18 protein-coding genes are annotated in these 13,966 nt (G+C 70.5%); 5 read left to right on the top strand and 13 right to left on the bottom strand.

The annotated features are described in order from the left end of the window. Window position 1: 1 nt before the first annotated feature. Genes OG447_RS18845 through OG447_RS18830 form a run of 4 tightly spaced genes read right to left on the bottom strand, consistent with a single transcriptional unit; the run spans window position 2 to window position 3,472 of the window. Window positions 2-457: a nuclear transport factor 2 family protein gene (locus OG447_RS18845; protein WP_266937937.1), complete on the bottom strand. Its 456-nt coding sequence runs from the start codon at window positions 455-457 to the stop codon at window positions 2-4. Window positions 458-480: 23 nt separating this feature from the next. Further along, complete coding sequence (locus OG447_RS18840) at window positions 481-915, bottom strand: nuclear transport factor 2 family protein (RefSeq protein ID WP_266937936.1); 435 nt, start codon at window positions 913-915, stop codon at window positions 481-483. Between the two features lie 44 nt (window positions 916-959). Further along, window positions 960-2,603: a thiamine pyrophosphate-binding protein gene (locus OG447_RS18835; protein WP_266937935.1), complete on the bottom strand. Its 1,644-nt coding sequence runs from the start codon at window positions 2,601-2,603 to the stop codon at window positions 960-962. A 44-nt stretch (window positions 2,604-2,647) separates the two neighbouring features. Beyond that, window positions 2,648-3,472 carry a type 1 glutamine amidotransferase domain-containing protein gene (locus OG447_RS18830; protein ID WP_215147938.1) on the bottom strand — a complete coding sequence of 275 codons (825 nt, stop codon included), beginning with the start codon at window positions 3,470-3,472 and terminating at the stop codon, window positions 2,648-2,650. A gap of 276 nt (window positions 3,473-3,748) precedes the next feature. Here OG447_RS18830 and OG447_RS18825 point away from each other — a divergent pair, with 276 nt between their 5' ends. The 5 genes from OG447_RS18825 to OG447_RS32300 all read left to right on the top strand — a co-directional run bounded on the left by OG447_RS18825 (window position 3,749) and on the right by OG447_RS32300 (window position 7,238). Then, complete coding sequence (locus OG447_RS18825) at window positions 3,749-4,021, top strand: UBP-type zinc finger domain-containing protein (RefSeq protein WP_266937934.1); 273 nt, start codon at window positions 3,749-3,751, stop codon at window positions 4,019-4,021. After that, entirely contained in the window at window positions 4,018-5,751 is a 1,734-nt protein-coding gene (locus OG447_RS18820; RefSeq protein ID WP_266937933.1) for an FAD-dependent oxidoreductase, read from the top strand. The genes OG447_RS18825 and OG447_RS18820 overlap by 4 nt, the downstream gene beginning before the upstream one ends. Before the next feature lie 102 nt (window positions 5,752-5,853). After that, window positions 5,854-6,363 carry a hypothetical protein gene (locus OG447_RS18815; RefSeq protein ID WP_266937932.1) on the top strand — a complete coding sequence of 170 codons (510 nt, stop codon included), beginning with the start codon at window positions 5,854-5,856 and terminating at the stop codon, window positions 6,361-6,363. 72 nt (window positions 6,364-6,435) lie between these two features. Next, window positions 6,436-6,759 (top strand): antibiotic biosynthesis monooxygenase family protein, encoded by a 324-nt coding sequence (locus tag OG447_RS32305; protein WP_323181787.1) that lies wholly within the window; start codon window positions 6,436-6,438, stop codon window positions 6,757-6,759. Window positions 6,760-6,761: 2 nt separating this feature from the next. Continuing rightward, complete coding sequence (locus OG447_RS32300) at window positions 6,762-7,238, top strand: group II truncated hemoglobin (RefSeq protein WP_323181786.1); 477 nt, start codon at window positions 6,762-6,764, stop codon at window positions 7,236-7,238. 112 nt (window positions 7,239-7,350) lie between these two features. On the opposite strand, the gene OG447_RS18805 is transcribed toward OG447_RS32300, so the two are convergent. From OG447_RS18805 to OG447_RS18765, 9 genes are all read right to left on the bottom strand, one after another. Beyond that, entirely contained in the window at window positions 7,351-7,779 is a 429-nt protein-coding gene (locus tag OG447_RS18805) for a barstar family protein (RefSeq protein WP_266937931.1), read from the bottom strand. Next, window positions 7,776-8,249, bottom strand: a complete 474-nt coding sequence (locus tag OG447_RS18800; RefSeq protein ID WP_266937930.1) for a ribonuclease domain-containing protein — start codon at window positions 8,247-8,249, stop codon at window positions 7,776-7,778. Before OG447_RS18800 ends, OG447_RS18805 begins: the two co-directional genes overlap by 4 nt. Window positions 8,250-8,298: 49 nt before the next feature. Continuing rightward, window positions 8,299-8,520: a CarD family transcriptional regulator gene (locus OG447_RS18795; protein ID WP_031145007.1), complete on the bottom strand. Its 222-nt coding sequence runs from the start codon at window positions 8,518-8,520 to the stop codon at window positions 8,299-8,301. A 227-nt stretch (window positions 8,521-8,747) separates the two neighbouring features. Continuing rightward, window positions 8,748-9,770, bottom strand: a complete 1,023-nt coding sequence (locus OG447_RS18790; RefSeq protein WP_266938937.1) for a sugar-binding transcriptional regulator — start codon at window positions 9,768-9,770, stop codon at window positions 8,748-8,750. Between the two features lie 135 nt (window positions 9,771-9,905). Next, entirely contained in the window at window positions 9,906-10,592 is a 687-nt protein-coding gene (rpe, locus tag OG447_RS18785; RefSeq protein ID WP_266937929.1) for a ribulose-phosphate 3-epimerase, read from the bottom strand. Window positions 10,593-10,663: 71 nt separating this feature from the next. Next, the gene (locus OG447_RS18780; RefSeq protein WP_266937927.1) at window positions 10,664-11,245 is read right to left on the bottom strand and encodes a hypothetical protein; all 582 of its coding nucleotides are present in this window, start codon (window positions 11,243-11,245) and stop codon (window positions 10,664-10,666) included. Between the two features lie 187 nt (window positions 11,246-11,432). Continuing rightward, window positions 11,433-12,401: a hypothetical protein gene (locus OG447_RS18775; RefSeq protein WP_266937925.1), complete on the bottom strand. Its 969-nt coding sequence runs from the start codon at window positions 12,399-12,401 to the stop codon at window positions 11,433-11,435. Continuing rightward, window positions 12,398-12,874 (bottom strand): alpha/beta hydrolase, encoded by a 477-nt coding sequence (locus OG447_RS18770; RefSeq protein WP_266938936.1) that lies wholly within the window; start codon window positions 12,872-12,874, stop codon window positions 12,398-12,400. Before OG447_RS18770 ends, OG447_RS18775 begins: the two co-directional genes overlap by 4 nt. Window positions 12,875-12,892: 18 nt before the next feature. Then, window positions 12,893-13,852 carry a hypothetical protein gene (locus OG447_RS18765; RefSeq protein WP_266937924.1) on the bottom strand — a complete coding sequence of 320 codons (960 nt, stop codon included), beginning with the start codon at window positions 13,850-13,852 and terminating at the stop codon, window positions 12,893-12,895. Between the last annotated feature and the right edge of the window lie 114 nt (window positions 13,853-13,966).

Genomic DNA, 13,966 nt, shown 5'->3' with positions numbered 1-13,966 from the left:
CCTATCGGTCCCTGCGGGTTCCGTCGGGCGCGAACGGCGCCCAGAACTGGCTGAAGGCGGAGGCCGTGTCCCCGAAGAGCCCGTCGCGGCCCTCGACGATCCGGCCGTCCTGCCACCGCATGAAGTGGAAGACCGGGTAGTCCATCCGCTCGTACGGGGACCGGCTCGCCTGGTCGGCACCGTCCCGCAGGGCGACGTTGCGGCACACGTCGGCGCTGCAGTCCTCGCCGACGAGGACCGCTTCCAGGTCCATCCGGAAGGTGCCGCCCGTGAGCTTGTGGGTCTGCCCCATCAGCTCCAGGAAGGCGTCCAGGCTCTCGTACCAGCCGGCGAGCGGGTGGTTGCCGGGCACCAGCCAGCGCAGGTCCTCGGAGTAGTACTCGAGGATGCGCGCCCGGTCGCCGGAGCCGAGGGCGGCGTAGGCCGCCTGGACCCGCTCACGTGTCACTTCGCTCATCGTCGCTTCTCCTTCGCCCGCGGTCAGAGAGAGCCGGAACCGGGCATCGGCGCCAGGTCGTTGACGGTGTACTGCTTGATCAGCGGTCCGTCGGGGCCGGCCACGACGGTCCAGGTCTGGTCGGCGTCGAAGCCGAGCCACTGGCTGCGGGCGGCCGGCGGGTCCCAGATCTTGGCCTGCCAGTTGACGAGGACCCGGACGATCGCCCGGTCGCCCTCGATGACCGGCTCCACCTTCGTGACCGTGTGCACCTCGTCGAAGAACCGGTTGGTGACGGCCGTGTACCAGCGGCCGAAGCCCTCGTGTCCGAGGAAGGTGTCCTCGGGGACCTTGAACTCCAGGTCCTCGGTGATCATGGCCAGCACCTCGGCCGGTCCCACGTGCCGGTCCAGCGCGACGTACCAGTCCTCGGCGAAACTGCGGATCGCGTCCTCGGTCAACTGCCGCTCGGCGGGCATGCGGTCTCCTCCTGTTCCGTGTCCGTGCTGCGTGACTGCTCTGGTCAGATCTGGATGTCGACGAGGAAGGGTCCGGGGTGGTCCAGCATCCGGCCCACGGCGGCGACCGCCTCGTCCGGCTTCTCCACCCGCATCCCGCCGGCGCCGAGCGAGCGGGCCAGTCCGGCGAAGTCGATCTCGGGGTGCGAGAGGTCGAAGGAGCCCGGGAAGCCGTGCTCGGGGATGTCCCGCTCCCGCCAGTACTGGGCGATGTTGTCGTCCAGCAGCCGGTACTTGCGGTTGTTGCAGACCACGAACTTGGCGTCGATGCCGTGCCGGGCGGCGGTCCACAGCGCCTGGTACGTGTACATCGACCCGCCGTCGCCCGCGAACCCGACGACCAGGCGGTCCGGCCGGGCCAGCTTGGCCCCGACCGCGCCCGGGAAACCCACGCCCAGCGAACCGCCCCGGGTGAGGTGGTAGTCGCCCGGCCGCTCCGGCGGCAGGTACTTGGTGACCAGCGGGGAGGTGGTCAGCGCCTCGTCGAAGACGATCAGGTTCCGGCCGGTGCGCTCGGCCAGGGTCTTCAGGAAGACGGCCATCGGCGTGCCGTCGTCGGTCTGCGACCGCGCGTCGCGGGCCCGCTCCCTGGTCCGTACGTCGATCCGGGCCGCCGCGGCGGCCCGCTGGCGCGGGGTGAGCCGGTGTTCCAGTACGCCGGCCAGCGCGCGCAGCGCCTGCTTGGGATCGGCGGCGAGGCCGAGGTCCACGGGGTGGTTCTTGGCGATCTCGTAGGCGTTGAGGTCGATGTGGACGACCTTCGCGCCCTCGCGGAAGGGGCTCTCCAGTTCGGGGAACACCTCCGGGAAGACATAGGTGCCGACGATCAGCACCCCGTCGGCGTCCCCCACGAGCTCCTTGCTGTGCGGGCCGAACATGTGGCCGGTCTGGCCGCGCCGCAGCGGGTGCGAGGCCGCGATGTTCACCTCGGAGGAGTCGACCTCGTACACGTCGGCGCCCAGCAGCTCGGCGACGGCGGCCAGTTCGTTCTGTGCCCCGGAGAGCGCGACCCCGTCGCCGATGAGGACGACGGGCCTCTCGGCGGAGGCGAGCAGCTCGGCCGCCCGCCCCACCGAGGCCGGTGAGGGCGCCACGTCCGTGAGCGGCACCGTGGCGGGCAGGACGGGCTCGGAGTTGAGCTCGTCCAGCACGTCCATCGGCAGCGCCACGAACACGGGCCCTCGGGGCGGGGTGAGCGCGATCTTCACGGCCCGCCGGATGGTGCGGAGCACGGAGTGCCGGTCGGTGACCCGGGTCGCGTACTTCGTCACCGGCTTGGCCATCGCCACCAGGTCGGACGCCATCTGCGCGTCCATGGCGTCGTAGCGCACTCCGGCGTCGCCGGCGACCACGACGAGCGGGGTGTGGCCGCGCAGCGACTGGTAGAGCATCCCGATGCCGTTGCCCAGCCCCACTCCGGAGTGCAGCTGGAGCAGGGCCGCGCCGCCGGTGGCCCGGGCATAGCCGTCGGCGATGCCGGCGGCCACGGTCTCCTGGAGGGCGAGGATGTACTGGAAGTCCTCCGCCGCGTCCACGGCATCGAGAAATCCCTGTTCCACCGTCCCCGGATTTCCGAACATCACATTCAGGCCGTCGGCCTTGAACTGCTCGATCAGCCTTTCCCGTCCGGGAGTGGCTCCGGTATTCATCGAACTCCCCCTCACTCTCTCCGTCGGTCCTGAGCCCTCCGGTATTACCAGCCGTACCGGGTGAGACCGTCCTCCAGGACTTCCACGATCTTCTGCCCCGTGAGATAGGAGTCGGGGGTGGAACGCCCGGTGACGAAGGGGAAGTCGACGATTACCGAGACCGGCTTGCCGAAATTCCCGTGGTACGCGCCGCGCGGGCCCGTCGCGTCGCGCAGGATGTACTCCAGCGGGTACGGCGGCGGCCCCATGTTGAAGTCGGTACCGAGGAATCCGGTGCCGTCCTTGTAGTCGTACTCCTTGCAGTGGCCGGTCACGTGCTTGCCCCAGATGATGCTCTTGCGGTCGCTCCAGTCCCTGGCGAACGCCAGGCAGGCGACCCCGTAGCACTCGGCGGCCACGACCTTGCCGGCCTTCTTGAAGGCCAGGATCAGGGCGTGCACGCGCTCGTTGTTGGCGAGGTCGGCGATCGGGCCGCTGCCGCCGACGATGAGGATCGCGTCGTAGTCGGCGATGTCGGCGTCGATCTTGTCCAGATCGCGGTGGTACTGCTCCAGCTTGGGCAGGTAGCCCGCGTCACTGGTGTAGGGCCGCTCCGGCACCCACGCCTCGATGTCGAGCGGCGAGTCCAGCCGGCTCGACTGCTCGAACTCCCGCCCCAGCCGGGCGTTCTCCTCGGTGGTGACCGAGCGTCCCAGCGGAGGGTCGATGTAGTTCGCGTCGAGGCTCGGCGGGAGAGCGTGCGCACGCTTTCCGGTCGGCGTGGCGAATATGACCTCGTAGCCCCGCTCATCGAACTTGGATACGGGCCCTATCAGTTCTTCGGCCCAGTAACCGTGTTCGGAGACAATGACCAGAATCTTTCTGCTCACGTATTCCTCCAGGCGCCGCCTGTTGTCGTTGGCGTCCACCACACTGGCCGTGCCGGGTGCCCGCGTCAAAGCGCCGGTGTGCGACTTCGTGAGGTAGAAGCCAAGGTCATGGCACCACTTCAGGTAGTCGTCCGCCGACATCATGAAGTAGCTCCAGGACTACCTGACTTCGGCCGAATCACTGAACCATTACCGGGGCCCAGCCCTATGGTCTGACGAGCGTGATTCACGGGGCGCGAGACGCAGGGGACGAGCACGAGGAGAGGGACGGGGACGATGACGATGGACCTGTTGTGCACACACATCGATCAGATACGTCCGGTGAAACCGGGGACCGAGGGCTGCGAGGAGTGCCTCGTCACCGGTGACAGCTGGGTGCACCTGCGGATGTGCCTCAGCTGCGGGCACGTCGGGTGCTGCGACTCCTCGAAGAACCGTCACGCCACCCGGCACTACCGCACCTCCGACCACCCCATCGCGGCCTCCCACGAGCCCGGTGAGGACTGGGCCTGGTGCTACACCGACCAGCTGATGCTGGACCCGGCATGAGCGCCCCCGCGGAGCGCGCCGCCGCCCCCGCCGCCGCCTCGGCCCGCGCCGACGCCGAGCGCGCGGAGAACCGCAAGCCCGTCATCCTGGCGGTGGACGACGACCCGCAGGTGCTGCGCGCCGTCCGCCGCGACCTGCGCAGCGCGTACGGGGACCGCTACCGGGTGCTCGGCGCCTCCTCGGCCGCCGACGCCCTGAAGATCCTGGACTCCCTCGACGAACGCGGCCACGACCCGGCCCTGTTCCTGGTGGACCAGCGCATGCCGGACGTGACCGGCGTGGAGTTCCTGCTGGAGGCGGTCAGCCGCTTCCCGGACGCCCGCCGCGTGCTGCTGACGGCGTACGCGGAGACGGACGCGGCGATCACCGCCATCAACCGGGTCCGGCTGGACTACTACCTGCTCAAGCCCTGGGACCCGCCCCACGAGCGGCTCTTCCCGGTCCTGGACGACCTGCTGTCGGACTGGCTGGCCACCTACCGCCCGGCGTACGACGGGATCATCGTCGCCGGCCACCTGGTCTCCCCCGGCACCCACGCCGTCCGGGACTTCTTCACCCGCAACGGCCAGCCGTTCCGCTTCCTCAACGTGGAGCGGGACCCCGAGGCGCTGACGGTGATCGCCGCCGCCCAGGCCGACGCGGCGCTCCCGCTGGTCCGCTTCCCGGACGGCGCGGTCCTCTCCGCCCCGACCGACATCGAGCTCGCCCAGCGCCTCGGCCTGGCCACCACCGCCTCGCGCCCGCACTACGAGTGCGTCATCGTGGGCGCGGGCCCGGCGGGCCTGGCGGCCGGTGTGTACGCCGCCTCCGAGGGGCTGTCCACGCTGATGCTGGACTCCCGCGCCCCGGGCGGCCAGGCCGGCACCTCCAGCCTGATCGAGAACTACCTCGGCTTCCCCTCGGGCCTCTCGGGCGGGGACCTGACCCGCCGGGCCACCATCCAGGCCTCCCGCTTCGGCGCCGAGATCCTGCATCCGGTGGAGGTGGTCTCCCTGACCCGGGACGACCCGGCGAAGATCCTCACGCTGGCGGACGGTACGGAGATCAGCGCGGAGACGGTGCTGCTGGCGACCGGGGTCTCGTACAACCGCCTGGACGCCCCCGGCGCCGACCGCTTCGAGGGGGCCGGCCTGTACTACGGCGCGGCGACCACGGAGAGCTCGGCCTGCATCTCGCAGCACGTGTTCATCGTGGGCGGGGCCAACTCGGCGGGCCAGGCGGCCGTGCACTTCGCCAAGTACGCGGCCCGGGTGACCATCCTGGTGCGGGCCCAGTCCCTGGACGCGAGCATGTCCCGCTACCTGATCGACGAGATCGACCGGACCCCGAACATCGAGGTGAGGGTCCGTACCACCGTGGTCTCCCTGGCCGGCGACGAGCACCTGGAGCGGATCACCCTGCACGACGCGGACACGGGCGAGGAGAAGGAGATCCCGGCCCGTTTCATGTTCACCTTCATCGGCGCCCGCCCGCACACCGACTGGCTCGCGGGCGTCGTGGAACGCGACGACCACGACTTCGTCCTCACCGGCTCGGACCTGATCGCGAACGGGGGCGAGCTGCCGGCCGAGTGGAGCCTGGAACGCGCCCCCTACCCGCTGGAGACGAGCGTCCCCGGCGTCTTCGCCGCGGGCGACGTCCGGGCCCACTCCGTGAAACGGGTCGCCTCCGGCGTCGGCGAGGGGGCGATGGCCGTCTCCCTGATCCACCGGTACCGCTCGATGGGCTGAGTGCGGCCGGGTGCGGCTGAGAGCGGCGGCCGAGTGCGGCTGAGAGCGTAACCGGCGCCGCTCCCTTGCGATCATGCGCGCAACGGATGCAACGTTGATTACATGATTACAGCCGAACAGAGCGAACAGCTCCGCGCGTGGTTCGCCGAGCGCCTGCCGGTGGACGTCTACGAGTCCCTCCTCTCGGTCACGGCCGACCGCGAGGAGATCACGGTCGTCGGGACCGTCCCGGCGGCCGAGTCGGTCAAGGAGTTCCGCGAACGCACCCGCGAACAGCGCATCGAGGTGGCCCGCGAGGCCGAGGCCCTGTACCGCCGCAAGGTCGCCTGGGGCGTGCGGGTGGGCGAGGAGACGACCCTCTTCACCCACCTCGCCGTCCCGGTGATGACCCGGCTGCGCCAGTCCGAGCGCCAGGTGCTCGACACCCTGGTCGCCGGCGGCGTGGCCCGCAGCCGGGCCGACGCCCTGGCCTGGTGCGTGCGCCTGGTCGGGGCCAACACGGACACCTGGCTGACCGAACTGCGCGACTCCCTGGACAAGGTCCGGCAGGTCCGCGACCAGGGTCCCGACGTGTCCGACGGCGCCGACTCCAGGAAGTCCGCGTCCGAATGAGCAATCCGCCCCACGGCCGCGCATGATCGCGTAAGGCTGGCCAGGACCAACACCCAGGGAGAGGCACGCACCATGACGACGACCGTCGAATACATCCGCTACCGGATCGCATTGGACGAACAGCCGGCCTTCGAGAGCGCGTACACCCGGGCGGCCGAGGCCCTGGCCGCCTCGCCCGAGTGCATCGACTACGAACTGGCCCGCTGCGAGGAGGAGAAGGAGCGCTACATCCTGCGGATCCGCTGGACCTCGGTCGACGCCCACCTCAACGGCTTCCGCAAGGGCGAGCACTTCCCGGCGTTCTTCGGCGCGATCCGCCCGTACGTGACGGCCATCGAGGAGATGCAGCACTACACGGTGACCGAGGTCGTGGGCACCGGAAAGGCCGCCGGATAACCATGAGCACGACACCCACCATCTACGAGTGGATGGGCGGCGCGGAGGCGATGGACCGCCTCACCGACGCCTTCTACGCCCACGCCCTGCAGGACGAGATCCTGGCCCCGGTCTTCGCGGGCATGGACTCCGAGCACCCGCAGCACGTCGCGGTCTGGCTGTCGGAGGTCTTCGGCGGCCCGTCGGACTACTCCGCCCACCACGGCGGCCACCAGCACATGGCCACCAAGCACCTGGGCCGCGCGATCACCGAGAAGCAGCGCCGCCGCTGGGTGGACCTGCTCATGGACACGGCCGACGAGGTCGGCCTCCCGACGGACCCCGAGTTCCGCGGGGTGTTCGCCTACTACATCGAGTGGGGCACCCGCATGGCCCTGATCTACTCGGGCCCCAACCCCCCACCGGTCGACGCGGCCAAGATCCCGGTCTGGTCCTGGGGCCAGACCCCACCCTGGATCCCGAAAACCCCCACGGACTGACCCCCGCTCCGCCCCAGCCAGACCACCCCGCCGGGGACCACCCCAGCCGGGCACAACCCCAGCCCCGCCGGCGCTTGAGGCGCGGGGTCTGGGGCGGAGCCCCAGGGTCCTGTCAGCCCCGCCGGCGCTTGAGGCGCGGGGCCCGGGGCGGAGCCCCGGCAGCCGGCCCGGGCTCCGGCTCGGCCACCAGCACGGTCAACGGCGGCGCCGAGCCCCCGGCCTCCCGCCAGAAATCCACCGCCTCCTCCAGCACCTCCCGCAGGATCTCCCAGTCCCCCGGCCGCGCGGCGGCGTACCCACGCCACGAGGTCACGGCGACCAGCCGCCCAGCCGCATCCGGCAGCCACGACAGATCCCGCAGCGCGTCCGCCAGCGCGTCCCAGTTCCCGCCGAACCACTCCGGCAGCCGCAAGGCGTCCCCGCACCGGCGCATCAGCTCCGCCTTGGTGCGCACCCCGTCCAGGTCCAGCCGTACGGTGCTCCAGCCGGCCTCTTCGGCGGCGGCGAGCGCGGGGGCGAGCGGCTGCGGGTCCAGGGTCATCGGAGAACCGCCTTGAAGGTCTCGTAGTGGTCGTCCGTGTAGAAGAACTCCCCACCCTGACCCGTCACGATCCGCCGGGCCCCGCGGTCCCGCTCCCCCGGCGTGCGCACCGTGAACTCGTGGTAGTAGCCCCGCTTCTGCCGGGGCAGGACCTTCTCGAAGTTCCCGAAGACGGTCCCGTCCTGCCGGTACGGGTACGGACCGCCCCTGTCGATCAGCACGAGTACGTCCCGGGCCTCGCGGGGCAGCGCGTCGGCCCGTACGGTGGCCATCCCCTCGGCCCACCGGGGCGCGGCTGACCCACCCGTGGGCTCAGCGGTGCCGGGACCTGCGGTCAGGCCCGCACTGGCGCTGGCGGCGGCAGGCGCGGGTGTCTTCCCGCCGCAGCCCACCGCACCGACCAGCGCGGCACAGAGGAACACGGCCCCCAGCAAACGCAGCAACGATCGGGGCACGTTCCGGAAGATCATGCACCGATCGTGCCAAATATCCGATTCGCTCGCGAATCGCCCGATGACCTCAGAGAGCGGCCATCTTGGTGTACGGACTCAGGATTCGTTTCTGGACCGACCCGAAGTCGACGAGAACAGCGATCCCCTCCTCGATTCCGACGACACGGCCCAGACCGTGCTCATCGTGAGTAACCCGGTCGCCGACGCTGAACTGCCGGAGCGGCGGTTCCACGGGGGCCTTGAACGGGCTGGACGGCAAATGGCGGCGAGGTACTGCTGACTTTGTCATTGGAACCAGTATGCGCCCCGCAGGGCGCCGCGCGGTCCGCCGTTCGGATCTCAATTCCGGCACCATCCGCCCCAGCGGCGGCCGCTCGGGCCCCCGCGGGCCCGATCCGTACCGGTCGGTCCTCGTCGGACCCCATAGGTCCCCGGACAGGCCACAGCAGGCCACAACAGGCCACCGCCCGTCCCCCCGCGGCCCCGCCCGTCCGTGCCCTGCCGCGTCAGGCCGTACTACGCGGCATCCGTGTCGGGATCGGCCCGCTCCAGCGCCGGCCGCAGCCCGGGCGCCGACTCCGTCAGCAGGTAGTCGGCGACCGCCGTGTCGGTGACCAGGCTGGTCACCAGCCCCGAGCGGAGCACCGCCCCGATCGCCGAGGCCTTGCGCAGCCCGCCCGCGATGGCCACGACCTCGGGGATCCGCCGCAGCCGGTCCGCCTCGACGGTGATGCACCGCTCGCCGAGGTCCCGGCCGACCCGCCGGCCCTCGGAGTCGAACAGGTGCGCGGACATCTCGGCCGCGACGCCGAGCGAGGCGTAGTGGGCCCGCTCCTCGTCGGTCAGCATGTCGTGGACGGTCGAGATCCCCGGCTCCCAGGAGCCGATGGAGACGGCCGCCACGGTCACCTTGTCGAAGTACTCGAAGGCCCGTGCGATCCCGGTCTGGCTCCGCAGCGCGGCCGCGGTCGCCGGATCGGGCAGCAGCATCGGCGCGTAGATGGGGTGCGCGTCCCCGCCGGAGACCTGCGCGGCCCGCCGTACGGCCTCCACGGAGCCCCGCTCGGCGGTCCCCGCGTCGTACACGCCGGTCAGCTGCACGACGGTGCAGGGCGGCAGCCGGTGCAGGGAGGCGGCCATGTGGATGGTCGACCTGCCCCAGGCCAGACCCAGTACGTCGCCCTCGTTGACCAGTTCGCCCAGCAGATCGGCCGCGACCGCCCCGAGGTTCTCCGGGTCGGGCGCGTCCTCGGTGGCGTCGGCCGGCGACTCCACCACCACGGCGTGCCGGAGCCCGTACCGGGCGCGCAGCGCGTCGGAGCGCTCCGCGTCGAGCTCGGCGGGCACCCGGATCTCGATCCGTACGAGGTCGCGTTCGAGGGCGGTCTCCAGGACCCGGGCCACCTTGAAGCGGCTCACGCCGAACTCCTCGGCGATCTGGATCTTGGACTTGCCCTCCAGGTAGAAGCGGCGGGCCATGGCCGCCGCCTGCACCAGCTCCGCGGGTCCCATCCGCAGGGCTGACCGTCCCGCCGACATTGCAGACACCGCGTTCTCCTCACTGCTCACACTCTCGTGTTCACACTCTCGACTCGCCGTTCATCCTGTCAGATCCGACGACAGTTGATCAGCCCGGACAGCTCCCGTTCACCGAGCTGTTCATCAACCCTTGGCTCAGTGGTCGCAAGCCCACGGCGCGACGGCGATCGCCGCGTCCGCCTGCTCACGCAGCGTGCGCACGGCAGCCGACGGCTCGACCGCTCCGTAGACGGCGCTGCCCGCCACGAACACGTCGGCGCCCGCCTCGGCACAGCGTTCGATGGTCGAGGCCGAGACCCCGCCGTCCACCTGGAGCCACAGCTCCAGACCGTGCTTGGAGATCAGCTCGCGGGTCCGGCGGATCTTGGGGAGCATGATGTCCAGAAAGGGCTGGCCGCCGAAGCCGGGCTCGACAGTCATGATCAGCAGCATGTCGAGCTCGGGAAGGATGTCCTCGTACTGCTCGATCGGCGTCGCCGGCTTGAGCGCCATGGACGCCCGCGCCCCCTTGGCCCGGATCTCCCGCGCCAGCCGTACGGGCGCCGCGGCGGCCTCGGCGTGGAAGGTGACCGAGCCCGCGCCGGCCTCCACGTACTGCGGGGCCCAGCGGTCCGGGTCCGCGATCATCAGGTGGAGGTCCAGCGGGATGTCCGTGGCCCGGCTCAGCGATTCCACGATGGGCATGCCGAGGGTCAGGTTGGGGACGAAGTGGTTGTCCATCACGTCGACGTGCAGCCAGTCGGCTCCCTCGACGGCCTTCGCCTCCTCGGCGAGGCGTGCGAAGTCTGCGGACAGGATGCTGGGACAAATCTGAGCGGCCATGCCCCCAAGCCTGCCATGCCCCCGCCCACTTCCGGCCACGACCCCGGAACTCGGGGCGGGCGTAGCACCGCTCAACCGATCACGGAGAACATGGGACTGGCCGGGGTCGCCCCCGAGGCCTTGCCCTTGGTCGGCGGGAGGAAGCAGGGCGATATCACCTTGAGGGTGGCGAGGCCCTCGCCTTTGGCGCGGTCCAGGACTCCGGTGATGCCTTCCATCCAGAAGTCGTCTGGCTCCGTACGCATACTCACCCAGGGGAAGGGGCCGGACATGTCCTCCTCGTCCGACGAGTTGTACTTGTAGCCCTGCTTCAGCCAGGCATCCCGCGCCTGCAGCACGAGGTTCCTGGCCTCGGACCCCGGAACACCGGTGAGCTTGTAGAAGAGGGTCACCTGCAGCCGGTCGTCACTGCGGCTGTCGTCCCTGGCGATGCAGGGGCCGATGGTCGCGGGGCCGAAACGCTCCAGCGTCGGCTGGGGAGACATGGCGTCCACCGCCTGGTGGATGATCTCTTCCGCCCGGTCGACGGCCTGCTGCTCGTTCGTCGTGACCTGCTGCGGGGCCTCCCCATCGCCGGCGTCCGCCCCGCAGGCGGTCACCGTGACCGACAGCGCGAGCAGTGCAGCAACTGAGAATGCCTTCCGTGGTTTCACGGCTGTCCTCCGGTGACGATCCTTGCCAAGTTCCCGAAAGCCCGTCGTCCCCGTACCGGCAAGTGCGCGGGGTACCGGCAAGTGCGCGGGCGGCGCTTTTCCGCCCGCGCCCCACGGTCCGGGCGCGGGCGGGGACGGCGCCGTGCCCACGAGGCGCCCCCCGCCCCTCGGCACGGGGGGCCGGCCGTCATGCGCCGGCGGATGCCGGACCGGTGGCGAGCGCCGTCACCGCGACGCGGACCGTGCCCGTGGTCGAGGCCGCGACCTGGGCGACCATGTGCTCCTCGGGGTGGCCGGCGACGAAGGCCGGGACGCCCTCACGCGTCGACATCGGACGTACGTTCCACCCCGCGCTCCGGAAGTACGCCTGCACGCGCGCCACGGCAGCCGTCCTCTCGCCCTCCGACAGCGGGACGGTGGACCAGGTGTGGTGGACCGAGGCACCCGACTCGTCCCGGACCCTGCTGAGGCCTTCTCCGGGCTGCGTGGGCGCCGAGTCGACCTGCAGTGCGTCGTAGATCCGGCTGGAGTGGGCGAGAGCCCGGCGCGTGGCGGGATCGTCGGCCGACGGGGCCTCGAACGCGGCGGGACCGGCCGGGGTCGCCCCCGAGGCCTTGCTCTTGCCCGGCGGGAGGAAGCAGGGCGATGACACCTTGAGGGAAGCGAGACCCTCACCCTTGGCGCGGTCCATGACACCGGTCACGGCGTCCATCCAGAAGTCGTCGGGACCGGTGCGCATGTAGACCGACGGAAAGGAGCTGGACCAGTCGACCTCGCTCGACGAGTTGTACTTGTGGCCCTGCTTCAACCAGGCGTCGCGTGCCTGCCGCACGAGGTTCTGGGCCTCGGCCCCCGGAACACCCGTCAGTTTGTAGATGACCGTGACCTGCACACGATCGTCGGGGCCGTGGTCGTCCCTGGCGATGCAGGCGCCGACGGGCGCGTGGCCCATGCGCTCCAGCGTCGGCTGGGGGGACATGCCGTCCACCGCCTGGTGGATGATTTCCTCTGCCCGGTCGATCGCCCGCTGCTCGTTCATCGTGACCTTCGGTGCTTTTCCGCCGGTTTTCTGTCCGTCCCCCTGCGCCCCGCACGCGGTCACCATGATCGTCATGGCCAGCAGTGCGGCAACCGGGATCAGTTTGCGTGGATTCACGGCCGTCCTCCGGTGACGATCTTCGCCAGGCTACCAAGGGGCCTTTCGTCCCAGTACTGAGAGTGCGCGGGCATCATTTCCCAGCCCTCGAGCGGCCACTTCCCGTCGCGGACCTCGAAGACCTGGCCCCCGAAGTCGTCGGTGGTCGGGTCGGTTCCGTGGACGATCGAATGGTCGTCGAAGAGCTCCATGTAAGCCTTCGGGTTGAGGGGGGCCAGGGGCCCTGCCGGCGGCGGGGCGATGTTGATGAGGTCGTGGTCGGCCGTGGCCGCGAAGACACGGTCCGGTGGGATGTTCAGATCCTTCGCGTGGTCCACTCCCACGCCTGGACTGCCCACCATGATCGCGTTGTCGACCGGCAGGTCGATGTGCATGCTCATCGCCTCGCCCACCACCAGGGATCCGTAGCTGTGCCCCAGGAGCGTTTGGTTCACGCCGCTGTCACGGTGATTGGCTTCCTCGATGCCCTGGATGAAGTTGCCCAGCGGCTCCTAGGCATCGTCGGCCCACTTGGTCTCCGTCGCATCGGTCGTGATGCCCTGCGGGGCGTCGTAACCGAGCCCTCCTTCTTGAGCCAGCCGTCGTACTCCACCTGCTTGGCGGCGCGCTGTTCCGCGAGGACGAGGCGGTTCGCGTCGTCGCGTACGGCGGAAGGGAGGCCGTCGAGGCCCCCGACGCTCGCGGGGTGCATGGAGGTGTAGGCCTCGCGCTGTTCCTCGGTGAGGCCGTTCCACCAGTTGGCGTTGTCCTGGGGCCAGTCGTTCTTCGGCGGCGGCTTGATCGTGCCGAGGTACGCGTCGGCCGCCCCGCGCACGCCTCCCGCGTCGGAGGCGGCGTCGGTCCAGTCGCCCGGCGGACACGGTCAGGTCGTCGTCGGCCTTGAGGGCCCGTATCCTCGGCTCCCAGTTGGCGTCCGCGTCCGTGGCTTCCTTGAGCGCGTCGGCGATGCGCTTCGCGTACCCCATCGCCTTGCCGTAGTTCGGGTTCGGGTGGATGTTCGCCGCCTGGCGTTCCACGGCGTCGGAGGTCTCGGTCCCTCCCGCGCTACCGGTCACCGTGCCGCCCTCCGAGGGCTTCTCGGCTCCCGGCTTCTGTCCGGCGGGGAACGCGACCGAGCCGTCGTCGTTCACCTTGCAGCCGTCCGCCTGTGCGTCCGCGATCGCTGCCTCCAGCTTCCGCTTGGCGGCCGCCATGTCGTAGGCGAACCCGTTGAGCGCAGTGCTGATCACACCGCATTCGGTCTGCGTGTAGTGGAAGTTCTTCGCCAGGGCCTGGAGCTGTTTCTGCGCGGCGCCCGCCGCCTCGCCCTTCAACGACTTGCGCATGCCCGTGGCGACCGTGGTCTCGATGTGCTCCCTGGCCGCCTGGGCCGAGTTGCCCATGGTGCGGTAGCCGTCGGCCGCCTCCTCGAACTCGGACGGCTTGAATGCCTTGAGAGTGGCGTAGTCCATCGCGCCGTCACCGACCCTTGGCCTGGCCGCCGACGGCGTCCGTGTCCGCGTACGTGGCGCTCAGCCTGTCCATCTCCGCCTGGACGCCCTCGTCGGTCGTCAACAGGTCGCGGC

The sequence above is a fragment of the Streptomyces sp. NBC_01408 genome (assembly GCF_026340255.1).
Taxonomy (GTDB): Bacteria; Actinomycetota; Actinomycetes; order Streptomycetales; family Streptomycetaceae; genus Streptomyces.
This window is presented reverse-complemented; position numbering and strand designations above follow the sequence as displayed.